Here is a 20,029-nt window from a genome sequence, read left to right as displayed (position 1 = left end):
AAAAAACTCAGCGCTTGCCCATCGACCGCCGAGTCCCCGGCGGTGCCATGCCCGGCGTCTTGGTGTGGCCGTTCTTGGCGCCGTTCTTGTACCAGGGCTGGCTGGAGCCTTTGGCGCCTTGAAGCTCACCCGGTTTGAACGGGAACTTGAACGCCGGGATCACGGCCTTGGTTTCGCTATCGGCGCTGGACTCGACGCCATCCGGCAGCGCGGACTGCTCGTCGCTCAAGGTTTCGGCAACCGGCGGTTGTTTCGGGGAAGTCATGAAAGCTCCGGGTGATACGTAAAGTGTCGGGCCCGGTCAGCGAGCCGCGAAAGGCGCCAGTATAGCTGAGGGGCAGCTACAAGCTTCAAGCGGCAAGCTACAAGTCGGACGCTTTAAAACTTGCAGCTTGCCGCTCGAAACTTGTAGCTTGCTAAGCATTCTCCTCCGCCCGACGAGCCTGCACCCATGAAAAAAACCGTCCTCGCCTTCAGCCGTGTCACGCCTGAAATGGTCGAACGCCTGCAACAGGATTTCGACGTCATCGTGCCGAACCCGAAAAACGGCGACATCAATGCCCAGTTCAACGAAGCCCTGCCCCATGCCCACGGCTTGATCGGTGTCGGCCGAAAACTCGGTCGTGCGCAATTGGAGAACGCCGCCAAACTGGAAGTCGTCTCCAGCGTCTCGGTGGGTTACGACAACTACGACGTCGCGTACTTCAACGAACGCGGGATCATGCTGACCAATACACCTGACGTGCTCACCGAAAGTACGGCCGACCTGGCCTTCGCCCTGTTGATGAGCAGCGCCCGACGCGTGGCCGAACTCGATGCCTGGACCAAGGCCGGCCAATGGCAAGCCACGGTCGGCGCCCCGCTGTTCGGTTGCGACGTGCATGGCAAGACCCTGGGCATCGTCGGCATGGGCAACATCGGTGCGGCCATCGCCCGCCGTGGCCGCCTGGGCTTCAACATGCCAGTCATCTACAGCGGCAACAGTCGCAAGACCGAGCTGGAACAGGAACTCGGTGCGCAGTTCCGCAGCCTGGATCAACTGCTGGCCGAAGCCGACTTCGTGTGCCTGGTGGTGCCGCTCAGCGAGAAAACCAAACACCTGATCAGCCACCGCGAACTGGCGTTGATGAAGCCAAGTGCGATCCTGATCAACATTGCACGCGGCCCGGTGGTGGACGAGCCGGCGCTGATCGAAGCGCTGCAAAGCAATCGGATTCGCGGTGCCGGGCTGGATGTGTACGAAAAGGAACCGCTGGCCGAGTCGCCACTGTTCCAATTGAAAAATGCCGTGACCTTGCCGCACATCGGCTCGGCCACCCAGGAAACCCGCGACGCGATGGCCAACCGTGCCCTGAGCAACTTGCGCAGCGCCTTGCTGGGCGAACGACCTCAGGACCTGGTCAACCCACAGGTCTGGAAAGGCTGATTTCCAAAAGACTTATTTCTTTGTAGGAGTTGCCGAAGGCTGCGATCTTTTGATCTTGTTTTTAAGGTCAAAACATCGCAGCCTTTGGCAGCTCCTACTGGGGCGTCAAGCAATACATAACTTGCAACTCAGTCTTCGGCAGGCTTACAAAAAACGTCTATAAACTCCGACAAACAAAAGCACCGATCGTGCACTCGGAGAAAACCTGCATGAATAACTTCACCACCGCCGGCGTCATCAGGCGGAGCAAAGTGTTGATTGTCTCGATGGCGGCGTTGTTCGGACTCATGACACTCATCAACAACTTTACCGATTACGCGGCATACTCCGACTACATCGGGCGAATACTCAGCATGAGCGATACCATTGGCAACGATTCCCGACGTTACCGGGCCGTCACCTCCACGATTTTCCATCACCGCTTTTACTGGGCAATCATCACGTTCGAGATCATTTTCACGTTCAGTTTCCTGGCAGGCACTTATCAGCTTTATCGGAAACTCACAGCATCACGCCGTGAGTTTCATGAAGCCAAAAAGTTTGCCATTATTGGTTTCAGTACCGCACTTTTTGTTTACCAGACTTTATACGTCATCATTCTCAACGAGTGGTTCGACATGGAGTATTCTGCCCAACGCAATGCATTTGAGTGGGCAAGAACCAACATTGAATACATGTTCCTTGGTCTCATATATCTATTAGTGGCGAAGGACAATTGAATAGCTTTTTGTTCATGCCAACTTGCCTGCTACCGAACTCACGCTCGGCTTTGGTTTGCGGAACACCAGCACATTCCCCAGCATGACCATCACCAATCCCGCCAGCGCCGGAGCGGTCCACTGGTAACCTTCGGCAAACGCCGAGACATTCAGCGCCACCACCGGGAACAGCACGGTGCAATAGGCGGCACGCTCCGGCCCCATGCGACCGACCAGCGTCAGGTAAGCAGTGAAACCAATCACCGAACCTGGAATCACCAGGTACAGCAGCGAGCCGATGTAGCGGGCATTCCACTCCATGTCGAACGGAATGCCTTTGACCAGGCACCACACCGACAGCATTGCCGCGCCGTAAGTCATACCCCAGGCGTTGGTCGTCAACGGTTTAAGGCCGGCTTTCTGTTGCAGACTCGACAGCATGTTACCCGCCGAGAAACACAAGGTACCGCACAGCGCCAGCCCCAGGCCGAGCAAGGTTTGCGGGCTGGCGGTGTGGCCAGCCAGTTCGGGCCAGAACAACAGACCCAGGCCGAGCAGGCCCAACGCACCGCCCATCAATACATTGCGGGCGATTTTCTGGCCGAAGAACACCCGCGCATTCAGCGCATTCCACAGCGTAGCGGTGGAAAACACCACGGCGACCAGTCCACTGGGAATCCATTGGCTGGCAGTCAGGAAGCACATGAAGTTCACGCAAAACAGGCACAGGCCCTGTGCCAGGCAGATCAGATGCCCACGCCGATTCATCACTTGCAGTTTTCGGCTGAGCAGCAAGATCACGAACAGCACCAGCGCGGCGAGGCCGAAGCGATAGACGATCGATACGGGAATCGCCACCAAACCCAATTGCCATTTGAGGGCAATCCAGGTGGTGCCCCAGATCAGCACGGTCAGCAGGTACAAAGAAAGGTTCATGGCAAAGGCTCCTCGATAGGGGCCCAGTGTCCCGCGCAGCAACCTGGCGCACTTGCATAAACTTGCGCTTTTGTCGCACGACAGGCTGGCAGGCGAGAGCCTACGGAGTAGGATGCAGGCATCAGAGAGCACCGAACATGTCCGCACTGGAAACCCTGCAAGTTTTTCAAGCCCTCAACCGCTCGCCCAATGCTCGCCTGGAGCACAGCGCCGAGCTCGGTGACGGCCTCTCTGCAGCCTTGTGGAGCAACCATCACGACGCCCAGGACTACGAAGCCCCGAGCCACCACACGCTGTCGTGCTACATCGCCGGTGGCACCGGCACCTTCCGTCGCGACCAGCCCGGGACCAAGGGCGGTCCGGACAAGTTGTGCATTCTGCCGGCGGATCACCAGTCCGGCTGGGTGATCAACGGCGACATTCGCCTGGCTCACCTGTATTTCAGCCCCGAACAGTTTGCCCTTGGCTGCGTCACACTGCTCGATCGTGAACCACGGGAGTTGCAGTTGCGCGAGCAAACCTTCCTGGAGGACCCGCAGCAGGCGATGCGTTTTCGACAACTGATCGCCCTCAACTGGGACGAACCGGGTGAGCGCCTGCTCACCAGCAGCCTGGCCCACGAAATGCTCGGCCATGCCCTGCTCAGCCAGGTCAGCGCTCGACCGGGCCTGCGCCTCAAGGGCGGGTTAGCGGCGCATCAGCGACGGCTGTTGGTGGAGTACATCGACGCTCATCTGGCCGATGCGATAAGCCTGGGTCAACTGGCGGCGCTGTGTGCGCTGTCGGAGTACCACTTTGCGCGGATGTTCCGCGAAAGCTTCGGCTTGCCGCCGCATCAGTATGTATTGGCGCGGCGGTTGAACCGGGCGCGGGATTTGTTGCGCTCGACATCGCAGCCGCTGGGGGAGATTGCGCTGGCCTGCGGCTTTGCCAGTGCCAGTCACTTTACCAATCGGTTTCGGCAGACGTTGGGCGGGACGCCGGGGGAGTATCGGCAGGCGTTTTTGCGGTAGCCCCAACATTTTCGGCGCCAGTCAGACCGTCATCGCTGGCAAGCCAGCTCCCACAGTTTTTGGGTGTCGAAAACCCTGTGGGAGCTGGCTTGCCAGCGATGAACGATGACGCGGTGTCCCGTCAGAACTCCAGGGTGCTCGACAGGATCACCTGCCGCGAATCCCCCATCGATACGAAGAACCGACTCGCCGCCGAGGTGTAGTACGTGCGGTCGAACAGGTTTTTCACGTTGAGCTGGAACTTGACCTTCTGCCCGTCGAGTTGGGTGTCATAGGTCGCGAAGGCATCGGCGACGGTGTAGCTCGGCAGCTCGAAATCGTTCACCGCATTGCCCGCCCGCTCACCGACATAACGCGCTCCCGCGCCAACCCGCAGTTGATCGCCGCCGATGATCCTGCCGAAGTCATACACCGCCGACAGCGAGCCGCTGTTCTTCGCCACGTTTTGCAGTTTTTTGCCTTTGTAGTCCGGGTCCTCGGTCACCTCCGCATCGGTATAGGCGTAGCTGCCGATCATGCTCCAGCGGTCGCTGAGCTGACCGCTCACATCCACTTCCAGGCCACGGGAACGCACTTCACCGGCAGCGCTGTAGAGGGTCACCGGGCCTTCGGAGTTGGCGATCAGCACATTCTGTTTCTTGATATCGAACAGTGCGACGTTGCCCGTTACACGCCCAGGCAGATCGAGCTTGGCGCCAATTTCCCAGGACTTGGCTTCCTCCGGCGCGACACTGCCGTCCAGCACCACGGTACTGCCGCTCAATGGCGCAATGGTCGAGTTGGGTTTGAACGATTCGGTGTAGCTGCCGTAGAACGACAGCGCATCGGTATAGCGATACACCAGGCCGGCGCGCGGCACCCATTTCTGGCCGTTGCTGTCGGTGTTGGCATGGAACGGCACGCCTTTGCCGGCGTACTGGTCGTATTCCTGGAAACGTCCACCCGCCACCAGAATCCACTGGTCAGTGAGGTGAATGGAGTCTTGCAGGAAGACCGAGTCGCTGCGCAGCTTATCGGTCTGCGCACTGTCCGCCGGGCTGACAGTGGTGCCCTCGATTTCCCGGCCATACACGGGATTGAGGTAGCTGAAAGTGGTCAGGCTTTTCTGGCGGATCAGGTCTTCGCGGTAGATCTTGCGGTACTCGTCATCGATGCCGAACACCAGGTCATGGCGCATGCCCAGGACGTCGATGTTGCCTTCAAGACTGACCGTGGTGAAGCGGTCGGTACTGATCGCGTTCTGCGTGCCGTCCATGCTTCGGGTCAGCGTGCCTTTCTTGGTGTCGATGGCGGTCACACGCACCTGGCTGGCGTCGTAGGTCTCGCGGTTCCAGCTGTAGCCGAAATGGGCTGTCCAGTTGTCGTTGAGCTCGTGATCGGCCTCGAAGTGATAGAGGTCCGAGCGCCCTTCCATGTTGTTGAAGGGTTCGTCGAGCCGCCGCTCACGGGGGATGTCCAGCGGGTGGTTGTCACGCGGGTCGATCACCGTGCCACGGTCGAACGGGGTCAGGAACTCGCGGTGTTCGTAGGCGAACAGCAACTTGGTGCTCTCGCCGAACCAGGCCAGCGACGGCGCGACCAGGGTCTCGCGGTGCACGCCGTAGTTGCGCCAGTAATCTTCGTCCTCGTGGTCCAGCACCATGCGATAGGCGAACCCGGAAGTGCCCAAGGCGCCAGTGCTGTCGAAGGTGCCGCCGCTGCCGTTCTTGCCATCGCCATAGGTGGAACCGCGCAGGCTCAAGGCGTTGTATTGCTCCAATTCCGGCTTCTTGCTGACCATGTTCACCACGCCACCCGGGTCCTGAATCCCGTAGAGCAGCGAGGCCGGCCCCTTGAGCACTTCGACCCGGTCCACCGTGGCGTTCATGCCGCGCCCCTGCACGATCGGCATGCCATCGCGCATGATCGAGCCGTTGCGGTTATCGCCGAAGCCGCGGGTCATCACCGAATCCTGGGTACTGCCCAAGGTATTGCCCTGAGTGATGCCGCTGACATTGGCCAGGGCATCGTCCAGATTGCGCGGCGCCTGATCGCGAATGACCTGGGCTGCGACCACGTTAACGGTTTGCGGAATTTCCTGAATGGGTGCCGAGCTGCGCATCACCGAACTGGTGGGCGGTGGTTGGTAGCTTGTGGACTGATCCACCGTCGAGGTGATGGTGGTCGCGCCCAGGTTCAGAGCGCCCTCGGTGGGCAGCGGTTCCAGCACCAGGGTGTGGTCGTTGGTTCGGCGGAAAGTAAAACCGGAACCTGCAAGCAAACGTTGCAACGCCTGTTCGGCGCTCATCTGGCCGCTGATGGCTGGCGCATTGAGGCCATACGGCGCTTCATCGGTGTAGACCACGCTGATGCCGGTGACGCGGCTGAAGTCGCTCAGGGCCTGGGGCAGCGGTTTGGCGGCCATTGAAAAGCTGAATTGCGCCGGTTGCTGGGCACTGCCTTGTGCGGCTATCGCCACGTTCAGCGGCAGCATGACCATCGCCGAAAAACTCAGCGCAGAAACCTTGAATGTAGACGCAACCAACCACTGATTGACCGAACCCGATTTTGCCCTGGACTTCATGACTCATGACCTGTGTAGAACCGCAACGGATGCGAATGACTCGCAGTTTCAGTCACTACACGAATGGCGTTCGGTTTTACCTCAGCAGAAAGTTGAAAATATTTCTGCTCAGACGAAAGTGGTGTCTGATCAGGCCCCTTCGCGAGCAGGCTCGCTCCCACATTTTGGAATGCATTCCCCCTGCTCGCGAAAGGGCCGGCACCGTCACCGCAAAATAATCAGATGCCCCAGAACCTGATGCTGCTCAAACCCCAAAACGCCCTGCAGCGAACTCAACACCGCCTGCGGATCCTTGCTCGGAAAACTGCCACTGACTTTTCGCTGCGACAGCTCATCATTGAGCAGCACAATGCGCCCTGGGTAGTACCGCCGCAGATCCTCAACCACATCGGCCAATGTCGCCCTGTAGTAATTGAGCCAACCCTGACGCCAAGCCAATTGCGCCTCGCTGTCCACCCCGTGCAGCGGTTGCGCCGCGCCTTCGCCATACGCCACTTGCTGGCCGGCGGTGAGGATTTGTTGTGTAGCGTTTTTATCCGCCGTCACCGCGACCCGACCGGACAACACCGTGACCTGCGCACCACGGGGTTGCAGGCGCACTTCGAATTGTGTGCCCAGTACCCGCGCCTGGCCCTTCTCGGCATCGACTACAAACGGCTCGCCGGTGTGGGTCACACTGAAGAATCCGGCACCGCGTCGCACCTGCACATGCCGTTCACCACCGCTGAAATCCACGGCAATGGCACTGTCGGCGTCGAGGGTGACTTGCGATTGGTCGGCCAAGGTGACGGTGCGAATTTCCCCCGGTGCCGATACGTAGTCGGCGCCCAGGTCATCGATCCATCGCAAGGGCTGCCAGCCCGTGCCGAGACTGATCATCAACAGCAAGCAAGCCGCCATCGCCAAAGCACCGGACCAACGCCGGACACGGTTGCCGCGCGAGCGATTCATGACGTTGAGGTAACGCTGCAGGGCCAACGCGTCTTCGTCGGCCAGGGTCCGCGCCGGCACTTCGCTCAACTCCCACAGTACCTGGGCACGGGCGTAGGCCTCGGCATGTGCCGGGTCAGCCTGCAACCACTGACTGAACGTGGCCTGATCGCCACTGCTCGGCTGGTCATGCAACAAGCTCAGCCAGGCCAGCGCGGCCTGTTCCTGGGCGGGCGTCGGGGTGACGCTTTGAAGGTTGTTCACGGTGCTGTCCCTGGCGTACGCGGTTGCGGCTCCCGCAGGCTGGCTTTGCAGGCCTCGAGGGCGCGCATCATATGTTTTTCCACGGCACTTTGGGACAAGCCCATGGCCTTGGCGATTTCGGCGTACTTGCGGCCATGGATGCGATTGAGCAAAAAGATCTGCCGCGTACGCTCGGGCAATGCGCGCAACGCTGCTTCGACATGCCGCAAATCATTGCCTGCTTCGAGCGCTGCTTGCGGTTCACTGCCAACGCCGTCCGAAGGTTCCACCATCAGGCCTTCGCTGGCCCGCGCCCGCGTGCCTTCGCTGCGCAAATGGTCGATGGCGATGTTGCCGGCGCAACGCAACAGGTAGGTGCTGAGTTCCTCGACCTGCACCAGCGGCCGCCGCCAGAAACGCAAGAACAAGTCCTGCACCAGGTCGGCGGCGGTCGCCCGACAACCGACGCGACGGCTCACCAGTGCCTCCATTTGCGAGCGTTGCGAGAGAAACACCTGAAGAAAATGGGCACGGTCGCCGCGCGGTTCTTCGTGCGCAAGATCGTGGGGTTCGGGAGGACTCATGATCATCGGTTCGGTACTGCGCAAAGGGCAATCGGGCGGTCAGCGAGGCGTGATAGTAATGATAAATATTCTCATGCGCAAAGCTGTTGGAAGAGTTCTGCGCGGGGAAGCTTTTGTGGCGAGGGAATTCTGAGTGATCTTGGCAAGTCCCAGAAACAAAACGGGCCTGCATTGCAGGCCCGTTTTCATTGGGGGGTTAAATCAGGCTTCAGCCGAATTGCGCAGCCTGTTGGTTTTCCAGAAACTCTTCTTCCAGTTGCCTATCGGCACTGCGCTCGAATGGCACCAAGGCGGCGCGCGGTTTGCCGCGCAGTTTGCCGAACAGGTGCTCAAGCGCATGCTCGAGTTTCTCGGCGGCACCGTCAATTGCCAGTTCCAGGTTGGCGGCTTTATGGGTGACGGAAATCGGTTGATGGCCTTTTGGCCGCGCTTCCAGTAGGCAGCGCAAATCATGGGGACCGGGCTTGTCGCCGTTCTCATCCCGCAGGTGAACCTCGACGCGGGTCAAGTCCTCCTCATAACGTTCGAGCGTGCTCTCAATGGTGGTTCGTACCCACTCCTCCAGTCGTTTACTGCTTTGAATATGGTTATCGCTATTGACTTGGATTTGCATAGTTCATCCCTTATTTCAGCTAGCTCGCGAGAGGCCGGTCAGCTAAGCCCTTGGGCGTCGTCACCGTGACCTCTTGGTTACACAATCGGTCTGTACGCTGAACAATTCAACCCCTGAAAAAAGATAAATTTGTAATCGCAAAAAAAGCCGGACAACCGGTAAAAGCGCTGGTAAGGTCGGGAGTTGGGTCGCCCTGCTCCCTTGTCACAAATTCTCACATCTGCCCTTCCCCCAGCGGGTGCAGACCGCGAAAAATCCCCGCCTCTTCCACCAGCCAATCATGCACGGCGCGCACGCCGGGATGGCTCAGCGCACCCGGCGCGTAGAGCACCATGTAGCGCTTGTGATTGGGCACCGCCAGGCCAAACGGCACGATCAGCGCTCCGCGCTCCAACTCGTCGTTCAACAGCGTGCGCCGCGCAATGGCCACGCCCATGCCGGCGATGGCCGCTTCGATGGTCAGGTGATTGCGGTTGAACGTGTGCCCACGTCGCACATCCGCGCCTTCGAAACCGATGGCATTTAGATAGAACTCCCATTCCGCGTATTCGTAACTGCCGCGCCAGGCGGTAATGTCGTGCAGCAACGGAAAATGCATCAGGTCCGCGGGGCCATGCAGCGGCGGACGTCCGCGCAACAGACCCGGTGCGCAGACCGGAAAGATCTGTTCATCGAGCAAGGCTGTGGATAACAACCCGGGATAACTGCCGTCGTTGAGGTCGATGGCCAGATCGAAGTCGCCCTCATGCAGCGGCACGCTGCTGTCCTCGGCCACCAGGCGCAACTGGATATCCGGAAAACGCTGCTGCAAACGCGGCAGGCGCGGGGTTAGCCATTTGCTCAGGAACGACGGAATCGAACGCACCCGCAGCGTGCCGCTGATCATGCCCGCATCCAGCCTGCGCAACTCCGCATCGATGCTGCCATAGGCTTCGTTGACAGTGATGGCCAGTCGCTGCCCTTCAGCGCTCAACTCTACGCCCCGGGCACGTCGATGAAACAGGCGAAAGCCCAGGCGTTCCTCCAGTTGCCGGATCTGCTGGCTGACCGCACCCGGCGTGATGTGCAGTTCTTCGGCGCAACGGGTGAACGACAAGTGCCGGGCAGCGCAGGAAAACACCTGCAACCACACATAAGTCTGGGCGTGCAATTGACGGCTCATTGTTTAGTCCTGCTAAAGGCTGTCTTAGGAAGTTTCGTTGGTCACGTAGGACCGAGGTTGGCAGTATCGCTGAAAGTGCGCTTGTCCTACAAAAATGGCAGCGATTCATCTTCCATTGCAGGCATAGGCTTTAGCATGGCTATCAGTGTTTTCGATCTCTTCAAAGTCGGCATCGGTCCGTCCAGTTCCCATACCGTAGGTCCCATGCGGGCAGCGGCGACCTTCGCCCAGGCACTGGTCGATCAGGGTTTGGTTTCCGACGTGCGGCGCGTAGAAATCCGACTCTATGGCTCGCTGTCGGCGACCGGCGTCGGTCACGCCACCGACCGCGCCTGTGTCATGGGCTTGATGGGTGAGTGGCCGGACCGTATCGACCCCACCACCATCGACAGTCGCATCCACACCTTGCGTGAAACCGGCGAACTGTCCCTGGCCGGGCAGGCAACGATCCCCTTCCAATGGTCCCGCGACCTCCTGCTGCTCGATGAGAGTCTGCCCTACCACCCCAATGCCATGTCTCTGACAGCTTTCGGCGAAACCGGCCAGCTGTTCGAACAAACCTATTACTCGATCGGCGGCGGTTTCATCATCGAAGCGGCCGAGGCCGAGTCCGGTGTCGCACCCGCCAGCGACGTGGTGTTGCCGTACGATTTTTCCAGCGCTGTCGAATTGCTTCAGCTCTGTGATCAGCACGGTTTGCGGGTTTCCGAATTGATGATGGCTAACGAACGGGCCTGGCGCAGCGACGAAGACATTCGCCAGGGCCTGCTGCACATCTGGTCGGTGATGCGCGAGTGCGTCGAGCAAGGGCTGCACCACGAAGGCATCCTGCCCGGCGGTCTGAATGTTCCGCGTCGCGCAGCGAAATTGCATCGCAACCTGTTGGCAATCGGCAAGCCGAACGTCATCACCTCCACCCTGTCGGCCATGGAGTGGGTCAACCTGTACGCCCTGGCGGTGAACGAAGAAAACGCCGCCGGCGGACGCATGGTCACGGCCCCGACCAACGGCGCGGCGGGGATCATTCCGGCAGTGCTGCATTACTACATGAAATTCAATCCGGACGCGTCGGACGATGATGTGGTGGCGTTCTTTCTGGGCGCGGCGGCCGTCGGCATTCTCTGCAAGAAGAACGCCTCGATCTCCGGTGCCGAAGTCGGCTGCCAGGGCGAAGTCGGCTCGGCCTGCGCCATGGCTGCTGCCGGTCTGGCCGAAGTGCTGGGCGCGACGCCGGAGCAACTGGAAAACGCTGCGGAAATCGGTCTGGAACACAACCTTGGCCTGACTTGCGACCCGGTGGGCGGGCTGGTTCAGGTGCCGTGCATCGAGCGCAACGCAATTGCCGCAGTAAAGGCGATCAACGCCACGCAAATGGCCCTGCGCGGTGATGGCAAACACTTCATTTCCCTGGATCGGGTGATCCGCACCATGCGCGATACCGGTGCCGACATGCATGACAAATACAAAGAGACATCACGGGGCGGTCTGGCGGTGAGCTGGGTGGAATGCTGACCGGTTTGGAGGCACGACACGCTTAATTGCCCTGAAACGGGCGCAAAACCTGTGGGAGCGAGCCTGCTCGCGATGACGGCTACACAGTCAACATCTGCTTGTCTGACAGTCCGCTATCGCGAGCAGGCTCGCTCCCACAAGTTTTTGGGCTCCGCGACTATTGTCCGACAATCTATCCGGCATGCCCCTTGCTTCACCCCTGTTGCAAGCATTGATGGCGATGTGGCCATGGAGGCCGATGGTCTGCTGTTGCGAACTAATCCCGATCACGACCGGTCAACAACTGCACGTTCAATCAGGCGGTGACGCATCATGGACAACCCTTTTCAGCTCATTACCGATGCTTTTGCAGCGGATTATCAAATCAACCTGAGCATTCAGGGACTCGATGGCAGCATCATGCTGACCCTGTCCAACGGTGGTCGAATAGTGGCCAAACGCATGATCAGCGCCGAACAACGCAATGACCCCGCGCGCCTCAAGCGCCTGGTGCAAAGCATTCAGTTCGGCATCGCCATCGAACAGGGCCACAGCGCGGTGGCCATCCTTGAATCCATGACCGACGGCGGCACGCGCAACCTGCCGCCACCGACGACCAAAGGCCGCCCCCGACCCGCCATGGGCCTTTAAATCTCACCCTTCTCCACTTCCGGATGTTCACTGGAACCCGTACCGGTCTTGCGATGCGGGTTTTCAATTTTCACCGATGGAAATTGCGACGAAGCGTAACGCACCACCAAGATCGCGAACGCCAGCAGCAGAATCCCGCCACACAGGTAAATGATCCCCAGATCCGGCGGGTTGTGGTGCGACACGTTGGAAATCAGCAAGCGCGTCAGCGCGGTGATCGCCACGTAGATCAGGAAGCGCACCGGCATGTGGTTGGTCTTGAAGTAAATCCCGACCATCGCCCCCAGTTCCAGGTAGATGAACAGCAGCAGGATGTCATCGATCTTGATGTGCCCCTGTTCGATCATCCCGAGAAACTCCATCACCGCCGCCCACGCGGTCACGGCACCGATGGCGAACAGTGCCAGGTAGTGAAAGGTCTCGACGAACAGGTTGCCCAGGGACTCCGCCAGCTGGTGCACGTTCTGCCGCAGGTTTTCGGCCCAGTTGATTTTCACGATGATGCTTCCTTAGGTCGGTTCGACCGGATAATGCGGGTTGGACGTGACGTTTGTTCTGCATGCAGAATCAAGGCCACGCCATCATGGCGAGCCGCTGATCATTGCGCCCCGTGGCGTTTGGTCGCACCTGCCTTTTCCTGTGGGAGCGAGCCTGCTCACGAAATGGGCGACTCGGTAGGGCTGACAAAAACCCGATTGCAGCTACATTAAAAAGCCACTACCCAAACTCCAGCGATTCGCTTATCCTTTCGCTGTATATAAATACAGTAGTCGAATCAGACAACCCAATGTGAAGGCATGTGAGGTGGTGAATGGCCGTCGAAGTGGTATACCGCAGCAGCCGAGATCTGGAGCGCTTGTTCATGGATAAAGCCGAAGCTGACCGTCATGACAAAATGCTCGAGCTGGCCGAGTTGCTGGCTGAAGTGTTGCAAAAAGCCGTTCCGTCCCTGACCGAACAGCAAGTGGAAGAAGCCGGGATCTACATGGCGAAAAATCGCGATGTGTTCGCCAAGGCGTTCAAGAGCCAGCCGGACGCCCTGTCCGAGTTGCTCAACGCACCTGTTGAAGTGCCGCAACCGGTAGAAGTCGCCGCCCCTGTTGAGGAGGCCATTGTCGAGCCGATTGCGCCGGCCAAGCCAGCCAAGGCCGCCAAAGCAGCAAAGTAAGCGACAGCCGAATTGAATAGGCCCTGAGTCGAATGGCTCAGGGCCTTTTTCATGCCGAGTGAAAAAACCGGTACATCAGCGGTACAGGACTTTTTCCGCGAGTTCGTCCGCTACTCGCGCCGGCGAACGCTTTTCCGCCTGGGCGTGGGCAAACACTTCGGTCAGTCGCGAGCTGATTTTCGACAGGTGCGCGGTGATGGTCGTCAGTTCCTCACCACGATGCTTGAGTGAAACGTAGATCAGCCCGCCGGCATTGATCACATAATCCGGTGCATACAGGATGCCCCGCCGCTCCAACTGATCGGCGACGTCCAGGTGAGTCAGCTGGTTGTTCGCCGAACCGGCCACTGCCGAACAGCGCAATTGCGTCACGCTATGGCTGTTGAGCACGCCCCCCAGGCCGCACGGCGCGAGAATGTCGCACGGCGTGCTAAGCAGTGCGTCATTGGCAATCGGGTGAGCACCGAGTTGTTCCATCGCCAGTTGCACCTTGCCGTGGTCGATGTCGCTGACCAGCAGTTCGGCACCGGCGGCATGCAACTGTTCCGCAAGGGCATAGCCGACATTTCCCAGACCTTGAATGGCCACGCGCAGGCCTTCGAGGTTATCGCTGCCCAGCCGCGCCATAGCAGTAGCGCGAATGCCGGTGAACACGCCCATCGCCGCATGGGGCGCAGGATCTCCCGCGGAGGTGGTGCTGGTGACGTGTTGGGTTTGCTGAGCGATGCAATCCATGTCCGCCACGGAAGTACCGCTGTCAATGGCGGTGATGTAGCGCCCGTCGAGCTGCTGAATGCAGCGCCCGAAGGCTTCGAAAAGCGCAGCGCGATTGGCCACATGCGCGGGGCGTACGATCACCGCCACCCCGCCGCCCTGCGCCAGACCGGCCAGTGCAGCCTTGTAACTCATGCCTTGGGCAAGGCGCACGGCATCCTCGACCGCGGACTCGTCGCTGGGGTAGGCAAGGTAACGACAACCACCCAGGGCAGGCCCCAGGCGACTGTTATGAATGGCAATGACCGCCTTCAACCCGGTGGCCGGGTCGACGCTCAGATGCAGCGATTCAAGGCGAGTGCTTTGCATGAGAGCGAACATCGTAAGGCTCCCGAATCACTTCTTGTAGTCGCCAGTATAGGCTTGCGCCCAAAAATTGCAGAAGCGCACCGGAATAAGCGTAGCGGCCATTCAGGTATTCGGAAATAACCCGAGGAGTCCCCTGCGCAGCACTGGACGAATGGCAGAGACCGGGCTAAAACGAGGCATTGACCGGAGATTTTGATGACCCCGCGCCAATCGTTCTTCGCCTGCCTGCAACGTTCACCGCCCGCGCTGTTCGAGGCGGGACTGTGGATTGCCGCCGAACATGACAGCGAGTTGAACCCCGAGGCGTTGCTGGAGAACTTCAAGTCGCTGCAACAGCGAATCAGTGGCAGTTTGCCGATGTTGCCGGTCAGTGAACTGGCGCAACCCCTGCTGCGGCGCATGAATGACCTGGGGTTCGCCCAGGACGACTTCACCCCGTTGCGCCCACAGGTGGCGCTGCTCAATCGCGTGCTGGAGCGTCGGCGGGGACAACCGCTGGCCCTGGCCCTGATTGCACTGGAGTTGGCCGCAAGACTGGAAATCCCCTTGGTCGGGGTCAACTTCCCCGGCCACTTTCTATTGCGCGTGCCAGGCGCCGATCACCTGCTTGATCCGTGCGGCGGTCGCCGCCTCTACCCCAACGATTGCCGGGAACTGCTGCACCGCCAGTACGGCCCGAACATGAAACTCAGCGCCGAACACCTGGTCACCGCCGAGCCCGTGCAAATGCTGCAACGCCTGTCGCGTAACTTGCGCCAATTACATCTTTCCAACGATGACTACATCGGCGCCCTGGTCGACGCCGAACGCGTGCTGGAGCTGGGCAACGGCACCGCCGCCGACTACCTGGCCAGGGCCAGCCTCTATCAACGACTGGATTGCCCCAACGCCGAGCGCTTCGACCTGGAACATGCCCTGCTGCTCAGCGACGACCCGATCCAGCGCATACGCCTGACGGAGCGGCTCGGGCATTTGCCGCCCAATTCCATCGTTCACTGAACACGATCTCTGTAGGAGCGAGCATGCTCGCTCCTACAGGGATGGATCGTGAGGGTGATCAAGGGGTGTCTGGCTGGTTAGCCGGGTGCGCCTTGATGAACGCCGGATGCGCGGCCGCCAGTGCCGCCACGCGACGAATCCGTGGATACGCTTCCAGGGAAATGTTGAAGCGCTCCGCCGCATATAACTGTGGAATCAGGTACACATCCGCCAACCCTGGCTGCGACCCGAAGCAATACCCATCGTCACCGATCAGTTGCTCCACCGTCGCCAGTCCTTGGCCGATCCAATGACCGATCCATTCGACCACCTGCGTTTCATCGTGCCCCAACTGACGCAGCCGGTTGAGCACGCTAACGTTGTGCAATGGATGCACATCACAACCGATGACCGCCGCCACACCGCGCTCACAGGCACGGGCAGCGAGATCTGTGGATAGCAGCGGCACCTGTGGATAACGTTCTTCCAGATACTCGATGATCGCCGGTGACTGGATCAGCAAGTCACCTTCATCGGTGCGCAAGGCCGGCACCCGGCCTTGCGGATTGATGCTCAGGTACGGTGGCTGGCGGTGTTCGCCACCTTGCGGTGCGATCAGGTTGATCGGCAGCGCCTGGTAATCCAGCCCCTTCAACGCCAGCGCGATGCGTACCCGATAGGACGAGGTCGAGCGGTAGTAGGTATAGAGTTCCATGACCCGTTCCCCTTAGCGCGCCGGCAACACTTTGCCGCGGCATTCGCCGAAACCGATTGAGGCAAAACCTTCTCGGCTGCAACGGCCGCGCAGGATGATTTCGTCACCGTCTTCCAGGAACTTGCGCACCTCACCCGAGGCCAACTCGACCGGCTTTTTGCCGCCTTCGGTGATTTCCAGCAGGCTGCCGAACTGGCCGCTTTCCGGCCCCGACAGCGTGCCCGATCCGAACAGGTCACCGGCCTGCAACTGACAGCCGTTGACGCTGTGGTGCGCAACCATTTGCGCCACGGTCCAGTACATGTGTTTCGAATTGCTCAAGGTCAGGCGATGGGCTGGCAGATTCTGCTCGCGCATGGCTTCGGTCAGCAGCAGCACTTCCAGTTCGATGTCGAAGGCACCGGCGGCCTGATCGCGCTTGTCGAACAGATATGGCAGTGGCTGCGGATCACCTTCCGGGCGCGCAGGCTGGGCACGGCGGAACGGCTCAAGCGCTTCGGCGGTCACCACCCACGGGGAAATGCTGGTGATGAAGCTCTTCGACAGGAACGGACCCAGCGGCTGGTATTCCCAGGCCTGGATGTCCCGCGCCGACCAGTCATTGAGCAGGCAGAAACCGGCAATGTGATCGGCGGCGTCACCGATGGCGATCGAGTCGCCCATGTCATTGCCCTGGCCGATCCAGATGCCCAGCTCCAGTTCGTAGTCCAGTCGCGCGCACGGACCAAAGGTCGGCTCGGTTTGGCCGGCCGGCAAGGTCTGGCCTTTCGGGCGACGCACATCGGTGCCGGACGGACGAATGGTCGAGGCGCGACCGTGGTAGCCGATGGGCACGTACTTATAGTTCGGCAGCAGCGGGTTGTCGGGGCGGAACAGTTTGCCGACGTTCTGCGCGTGCTCGATGCCGACGTAGAAGTCGGTGTAGTCGTTGATTTTCGCCGGCAGGTGCATCTGGCAATCCGCCGCCAGTGGCAGCAGTTTTGCACCCTGGGCCTCGATCTTGCCGTGCAGGGTGCTGCCCTCGCTCAGCAGTTCCAGCAAGCGCTCGCGCAAGGCCACGCGTGCCTCGCGGCCCAGTTCGAAAAACGCATTGAGCTGGCCGCCACGGGCGGCTTCGACGGCTGTTTTTGCTGCACCGTCGAACAGGCCGGCATCGAGTGCGGCCTCCAGATCAAAGATATGTTCGCCGATAGCCACGCCGCTGCGTGGCGCCGAGCCTTTCACGCTGAACACGCCCAGCGGCAGGTTTTGCAGCGGGAAATCAGCATGGCCGTTGGCGGAGGCAACCCAGCTGCGAGTGATGGAAGTCTGCGTCATGGGTTATCTCCGGGTCGGGTCGAAAGTAGCGGGCAACGTGGCCCAGCAGGCGTCGTAGTTGGTTTGCAGTTGCGGGCAATCGAGGGCGAAACGGCTCGGACGCAGCACTTGGCTGGTCTCGAACATGAAGGCCATGGTGTTGTCGATTTTTGCAGGCAAGAGATCCGCGTTGATCGCTTTGGTGCAGGTCTCGCCATCCGGGCCATGGGCGCTCATGCAACTGTGCAAGGAGGCGCCGCCAGGGACAAAGCCTTCGGCCTTGGCGTCGTACTCGCCCTGGATCAGGCCCATGAATTCGTTCATCAAGTTGCGGTGGAACCACGGCGGACGGAAGGTGTTCTCGGCGACCATCCAGCGTGGCGGGAAGATCACGAAGTCGAGGTTGGCCAGGCCGTGGACGCTGGTGGGCGAAGTCAACACGGTGAAGATCGACGGGTCCGGATGATCGAAGCTGACGGTGCCAATCGTGTTGAAACGACGCAGATCGTATTTGTACGGCACGTTGTTGCCATGCCAGGCGACCACGTTCAGTGGCGAATGATCGAGTTCGGTGGCCCACAACTGACCGAGGAATTTCTGCACCAGGGTCGTTGGTTGCGCAAGGTGCTCGTAATGAGCAACCGGCGTCAGGAAGTCCCTAGGGTTGGCCAGGCCGTTGCTGCCGATCGGCCCCAGATCCGGCAGGCGCAGCGGTGCACCATGGTTCTCGGCGATGTAGCCACGGGCTTGCGGGTCGAGCAACTCGACGCGGAATTTCAAACCCCGTGGCAGTACGGCAATTTCCAGCGGTTCCAGCTCCAGCACACCGAGTTCGGTGGCGATGCGCAGACGGCCCAGCTGCGGCACCAGCAGCATTTCGCCGTCGGCATTGAAGAACACTCGCTCCATGGAACGATTGGCGCGGTATTGGTGGATGCTGATCCCCGACGGTTTATCCGCACCGGCGTTGGCGGCCATGCTCACCAGGCCGTCGATGAAATCCGTTGGCTCAGCGGGAACATCCAAGGCATTCCAGCGCAGGCGATTAGGGGTTACTTCACCCAATGGCCCTCCGGCCAGTTGCCGATCGAGTTTAACGAACGCCGGGTGATTGGCCGATGGCTGGATGCGGTACATCCAGGTCCGCCGCGCTTCGCTGCGGGCCATGGTGAAAGCGGTGCCGGATAACAGCTCGGTGTAGAGGCCGTAAGGGGCTTTTTGCGGCGAGTTCTGGCCGACCGGCAATGCGCCGGGCAACGCTTCACTGCTGAATTCGTTGCCGAAGCCTGACTGATAAGCCAGCGCTGGCGCCGTTGAATCGAGGTTCATGGTGCCTCCTGAACAGGGAGTTGGCCGTGGCCTGTCGCTCTGCATCAGAGGTCTTGGCACGCCGGAGTTGTTTTTATCGTAATTCAATTACGAATAACGTAATTTGATTGGTATTGACCGTCAAGCTATAAAGACGCCCACTCATCCCCGGATCTCCCCCTTGAAAGACGGCGCCACCATGGAAAAGCCCAGCGACAGCACCGGTAAACAGAAAGTCCGCTCCGCCGAGGTGGGTACCGACATCCTCAAGGCGCTGGCTGAATTGTCGCCGTCGACCTCACTCTCGCGCCTGGCCGAACACGTGCAGATGCCGGCCAGCAAGGTTCACCGTTATTTGCAGGCACTGATCGCCAGCGGCTTTGCCGAACAGAATCCCGCGACCAACCATTACGGGCTGGGCCGCGAAGCCTTGCGCGTGGGGCTGGCGGCACTCAACAGTATGGACGTGCTGAAAGTCGCTGCCCTGCCCTTGGCCGAGTTGCGCGACGACCTGAACGAGACCTGCTTTTTGGCTGTATGGGGCAATCAGGGCGCGACCGTGGTCCACATCGAGCCGGCGGTACGGGCGGTTACGGTGGTGACTCAGTTGGGCTCGGTGCTGCCGCTGCTCAGTTCTTCGACTGGCCTGGTGTTTGGTGCGTATCTGCCCAAGCGCGAAACCGTCGAGTTGCGTGAGCAGGAACTGCAGGCTCAGACCAGTCACGCGCTGACGGACGATCAAGCCTATGCCGACCTGTGCGAACAGATACGCACACGTGGCTTGCACCATGTGCACGGCTTGCTGATGCCGGGGGTGGATGCCTTGTCGGCGCCGGTATTCAACGCGATGGGGCGTGTTGTGGCGGTACTGACGGTAGTAGGCCCGACGTCGCTGTTCCATGCCGACGAAAATGGCCCGGCGGCCCAACGCTTGCTGTCTGCCACTCGCGCGGTCAGCTGGCGAATGGGCTTTGAAGCGGACAGCGGGCCTTGTGACTGATGAGCACTTGTTATTGGTTGCCCTTCAGGATGCTTTTTTATGGCTGAACCTCAATCTCCAATACACCACTGATTCCCTGTGGGAGGGGGGGGGGGGGGGGGGGGGGGGGGGGGGGGGGGGGGAGGGGGGGGGGGGGGGGGGGGGGGGGGGGGGGGGGGGGGGGGGGGGGGG

At 60.3% G+C, this 20,029-nt stretch carries 19 protein-coding genes and 1 pseudogene; 8 read left to right on the top strand and 12 right to left on the bottom strand.

All coding sequences use genetic code 11. The features are described from left to right. Positions 1–7 precede the first annotated feature (7 nt). Positions 8–265, bottom strand: coding sequence for a hypothetical protein (locus tag ACSFE6_RS11080; RefSeq protein WP_435427626.1), 258 nt, complete (start codon positions 263–265; stop codon positions 8–10). Positions 266–451: 186 nt separating this feature from the next. Here ACSFE6_RS11080 and ACSFE6_RS11075 point away from each other — a divergent pair, with 186 nt between their 5' ends. Further along, positions 452–1,426, top strand: coding sequence for a 2-hydroxyacid dehydrogenase (locus ACSFE6_RS11075; protein ID WP_435427625.1), 975 nt, complete (start codon positions 452–454; stop codon positions 1,424–1,426). 209 nt (positions 1,427–1,635) lie between these two features. Next, a complete protein-coding gene (locus ACSFE6_RS11070; protein WP_435427624.1) occupies positions 1,636–2,145 on the top strand; it encodes a DUF2165 family protein in 510 nt (169 codons plus the stop codon). Positions 2,146–2,157: 12 nt separating this feature from the next. Here the strand turns inward: ACSFE6_RS11070 and ACSFE6_RS11065 are convergent, their stop codons facing one another. Then, positions 2,158–3,060 (bottom strand): DMT family transporter, encoded by a 903-nt coding sequence (locus tag ACSFE6_RS11065; RefSeq protein WP_435427623.1) that lies wholly within the window; start codon positions 3,058–3,060, stop codon positions 2,158–2,160. A 137-nt stretch (positions 3,061–3,197) separates the two neighbouring features. On the opposite strand from ACSFE6_RS11065, the gene ACSFE6_RS11060 reads away from it, so the two are divergent. Beyond that, positions 3,198–4,073: a helix-turn-helix domain-containing protein gene (locus ACSFE6_RS11060; protein WP_435427622.1), complete on the top strand. Its 876-nt coding sequence runs from the start codon at positions 3,198–3,200 to the stop codon at positions 4,071–4,073. 121 nt (positions 4,074–4,194) lie between these two features. Here the strand turns inward: ACSFE6_RS11060 and ACSFE6_RS11055 are convergent, their stop codons facing one another. The 5 genes from ACSFE6_RS11055 to ACSFE6_RS11035 all read right to left on the bottom strand — a co-directional run bounded on the left by ACSFE6_RS11055 (position 4,195) and on the right by ACSFE6_RS11035 (position 10,168). After that, positions 4,195–6,636 carry a TonB-dependent siderophore receptor gene (locus tag ACSFE6_RS11055; RefSeq protein ID WP_435427621.1) on the bottom strand — a complete coding sequence of 814 codons (2,442 nt, stop codon included), beginning with the start codon at positions 6,634–6,636 and terminating at the stop codon, positions 4,195–4,197. A 204-nt stretch (positions 6,637–6,840) separates the two neighbouring features. Further along, on the bottom strand, positions 6,841–7,830 hold the full coding sequence (locus ACSFE6_RS11050; protein ID WP_435427620.1) for a FecR family protein: 990 nt from the start codon (positions 7,828–7,830) through the stop codon (positions 6,841–6,843). After that, positions 7,827–8,399 (bottom strand): RNA polymerase sigma factor, encoded by a 573-nt coding sequence (locus ACSFE6_RS11045; protein WP_435427671.1) that lies wholly within the window; start codon positions 8,397–8,399, stop codon positions 7,827–7,829. Before ACSFE6_RS11045 ends, ACSFE6_RS11050 begins: the two co-directional genes overlap by 4 nt. 202 nt (positions 8,400–8,601) lie before the next feature. After that, positions 8,602–9,006, bottom strand: a complete 405-nt coding sequence (locus ACSFE6_RS11040) for an HPF/RaiA family ribosome-associated protein (protein ID WP_435427619.1) — start codon at positions 9,004–9,006, stop codon at positions 8,602–8,604. A 214-nt stretch (positions 9,007–9,220) separates the two neighbouring features. After that, on the bottom strand, positions 9,221–10,168 hold the full coding sequence (locus tag ACSFE6_RS11035) for a LysR substrate-binding domain-containing protein (RefSeq protein WP_435427618.1): 948 nt from the start codon (positions 10,166–10,168) through the stop codon (positions 9,221–9,223). Between the two features lie 135 nt (positions 10,169–10,303). On the opposite strand from ACSFE6_RS11035, the gene ACSFE6_RS11030 reads away from it, so the two are divergent. Beyond that, positions 10,304–11,680, top strand: a complete 1,377-nt coding sequence (locus tag ACSFE6_RS11030) for an L-serine ammonia-lyase (protein WP_435427617.1) — start codon at positions 10,304–10,306, stop codon at positions 11,678–11,680. A 312-nt stretch (positions 11,681–11,992) separates the two neighbouring features. Beyond that, entirely contained in the window at positions 11,993–12,310 is a 318-nt protein-coding gene (locus ACSFE6_RS11025) for a DUF3509 domain-containing protein (protein ID WP_435427616.1), read from the top strand. Here ACSFE6_RS11025 and ACSFE6_RS11020 read toward each other — a convergent pair. Continuing rightward, complete coding sequence (locus tag ACSFE6_RS11020) at positions 12,307–12,807, bottom strand: phosphate-starvation-inducible protein PsiE (RefSeq protein WP_435427615.1); 501 nt, start codon at positions 12,805–12,807, stop codon at positions 12,307–12,309. The two genes, ACSFE6_RS11025 and ACSFE6_RS11020, sit on opposite strands and share 4 nt — an antisense overlap. 314 nt (positions 12,808–13,121) lie before the next feature. Here ACSFE6_RS11020 and ACSFE6_RS11015 point away from each other — a divergent pair. Next, positions 13,122–13,361 (top strand): annotated as a pseudogene (locus ACSFE6_RS11015) (YebG family protein); the annotation flags it as partial. 192 nt (positions 13,362–13,553) lie between these two features. On the opposite strand, the gene ACSFE6_RS11010 reads toward ACSFE6_RS11015, so the two are convergent. Then, the gene (locus tag ACSFE6_RS11010) at positions 13,554–14,573 is read right to left on the bottom strand and encodes a Glu/Leu/Phe/Val dehydrogenase dimerization domain-containing protein (RefSeq protein ID WP_435427614.1); all 1,020 of its coding nucleotides are present in this window, start codon (positions 14,571–14,573) and stop codon (positions 13,554–13,556) included. A 183-nt stretch (positions 14,574–14,756) separates the two neighbouring features. On the opposite strand from ACSFE6_RS11010, the gene ACSFE6_RS11005 reads away from it, so the two are divergent. After that, a complete protein-coding gene (locus tag ACSFE6_RS11005; protein WP_435427613.1) occupies positions 14,757–15,560 on the top strand; it encodes a SirB1 family protein in 804 nt (267 codons plus the stop codon). A 58-nt stretch (positions 15,561–15,618) separates the two neighbouring features. Here ACSFE6_RS11005 and maiA read toward each other — a convergent pair whose 3' ends face one another. From maiA to hmgA, 3 genes are read right to left on the bottom strand one after another with little or no spacing between them, the layout of a single operon-like run. Next, entirely contained in the window at positions 15,619–16,254 is a 636-nt protein-coding gene (gene maiA / locus ACSFE6_RS11000; protein WP_435427612.1) for a maleylacetoacetate isomerase, read from the bottom strand. Positions 16,255–16,266: 12 nt separating this feature from the next. After that, on the bottom strand, positions 16,267–17,571 hold the full coding sequence (fahA, locus tag ACSFE6_RS10995) for a fumarylacetoacetase (RefSeq protein WP_435427611.1): 1,305 nt from the start codon (positions 17,569–17,571) through the stop codon (positions 16,267–16,269). Between the two features lie 3 nt (positions 17,572–17,574). Beyond that, positions 17,575–18,879, bottom strand: coding sequence for a homogentisate 1,2-dioxygenase (hmgA, locus tag ACSFE6_RS10990; RefSeq protein ID WP_435427610.1), 1,305 nt, complete (start codon positions 18,877–18,879; stop codon positions 17,575–17,577). A gap of 178 nt (positions 18,880–19,057) precedes the next feature. Between hmgA and ACSFE6_RS10985 the strand changes: the two genes are divergently transcribed. Continuing rightward, complete coding sequence (locus tag ACSFE6_RS10985; protein ID WP_435427609.1) at positions 19,058–19,858, top strand: IclR family transcriptional regulator; 801 nt, start codon at positions 19,058–19,060, stop codon at positions 19,856–19,858. Positions 19,859–20,029: the final 171 nt, after the last annotated feature.

This window comes from Pseudomonas baetica (assembly GCF_051216495.1).
Taxonomy (GTDB): Bacteria; Pseudomonadota; Gammaproteobacteria; order Pseudomonadales; family Pseudomonadaceae; genus Aquipseudomonas; species Aquipseudomonas baetica_B.
The sequence above is the reverse complement of the archived record's forward strand: the minus strand, read 5'-3'. Positions and strand labels throughout refer to the sequence as shown.

Coding starts and splice junctions, on each gene's coding strand:
- ACSFE6_RS11075 (WP_435427625.1), top strand. CDS start 452: ATGAAAAAAACCGTCCTCGCCTTCAGCCGTGTCACGCCTGAAATGGTC.
- ACSFE6_RS11035 (WP_435427618.1), bottom strand. CDS start 10,168: ATGAGCCGTCAATTGCACGCCCAGACTTATGTGTGGTTGCAGGTGTTT.
- ACSFE6_RS11055 (WP_435427621.1), bottom strand. CDS start 6,636: ATGAAGTCCAGGGCAAAATCGGGTTCGGTCAATCAGTGGTTGGTTGCG.
- fahA (WP_435427611.1), bottom strand. CDS start 17,571: ATGACGCAGACTTCCATCACTCGCAGCTGGGTTGCCTCCGCCAACGGC.
- ACSFE6_RS11060 (WP_435427622.1), top strand. CDS start 3,198: ATGTCCGCACTGGAAACCCTGCAAGTTTTTCAAGCCCTCAACCGCTCG.
- ACSFE6_RS11070 (WP_435427624.1), top strand. CDS start 1,636: ATGAATAACTTCACCACCGCCGGCGTCATCAGGCGGAGCAAAGTGTTG.
- maiA (WP_435427612.1), bottom strand. CDS start 16,254: ATGGAACTCTATACCTACTACCGCTCGACCTCGTCCTATCGGGTACGC.
- ACSFE6_RS11010 (WP_435427614.1), bottom strand. CDS start 14,573: ATGTTCGCTCTCATGCAAAGCACTCGCCTTGAATCGCTGCATCTGAGC.
- hmgA (WP_435427610.1), bottom strand. CDS start 18,879: ATGAACCTCGATTCAACGGCGCCAGCGCTGGCTTATCAGTCAGGCTTC.
- ACSFE6_RS11040 (WP_435427619.1), bottom strand. CDS start 9,006: ATGCAAATCCAAGTCAATAGCGATAACCATATTCAAAGCAGTAAACGA.
- ACSFE6_RS10985 (WP_435427609.1), top strand. CDS start 19,058: ATGGAAAAGCCCAGCGACAGCACCGGTAAACAGAAAGTCCGCTCCGCC.
- ACSFE6_RS11045 (WP_435427671.1), bottom strand. CDS start 8,399: ATGATCATGAGTCCTCCCGAACCCCACGATCTTGCGCACGAAGAACCG.
- ACSFE6_RS11025 (WP_435427616.1), top strand. CDS start 11,993: ATGGACAACCCTTTTCAGCTCATTACCGATGCTTTTGCAGCGGATTAT.
- ACSFE6_RS11065 (WP_435427623.1), bottom strand. CDS start 3,060: ATGAACCTTTCTTTGTACCTGCTGACCGTGCTGATCTGGGGCACCACC.
- ACSFE6_RS11080 (WP_435427626.1), bottom strand. CDS start 265: ATGACTTCCCCGAAACAACCGCCGGTTGCCGAAACCTTGAGCGACGAG.
- ACSFE6_RS11005 (WP_435427613.1), top strand. CDS start 14,757: ATGACCCCGCGCCAATCGTTCTTCGCCTGCCTGCAACGTTCACCGCCC.
- ACSFE6_RS11030 (WP_435427617.1), top strand. CDS start 10,304: ATGGCTATCAGTGTTTTCGATCTCTTCAAAGTCGGCATCGGTCCGTCC.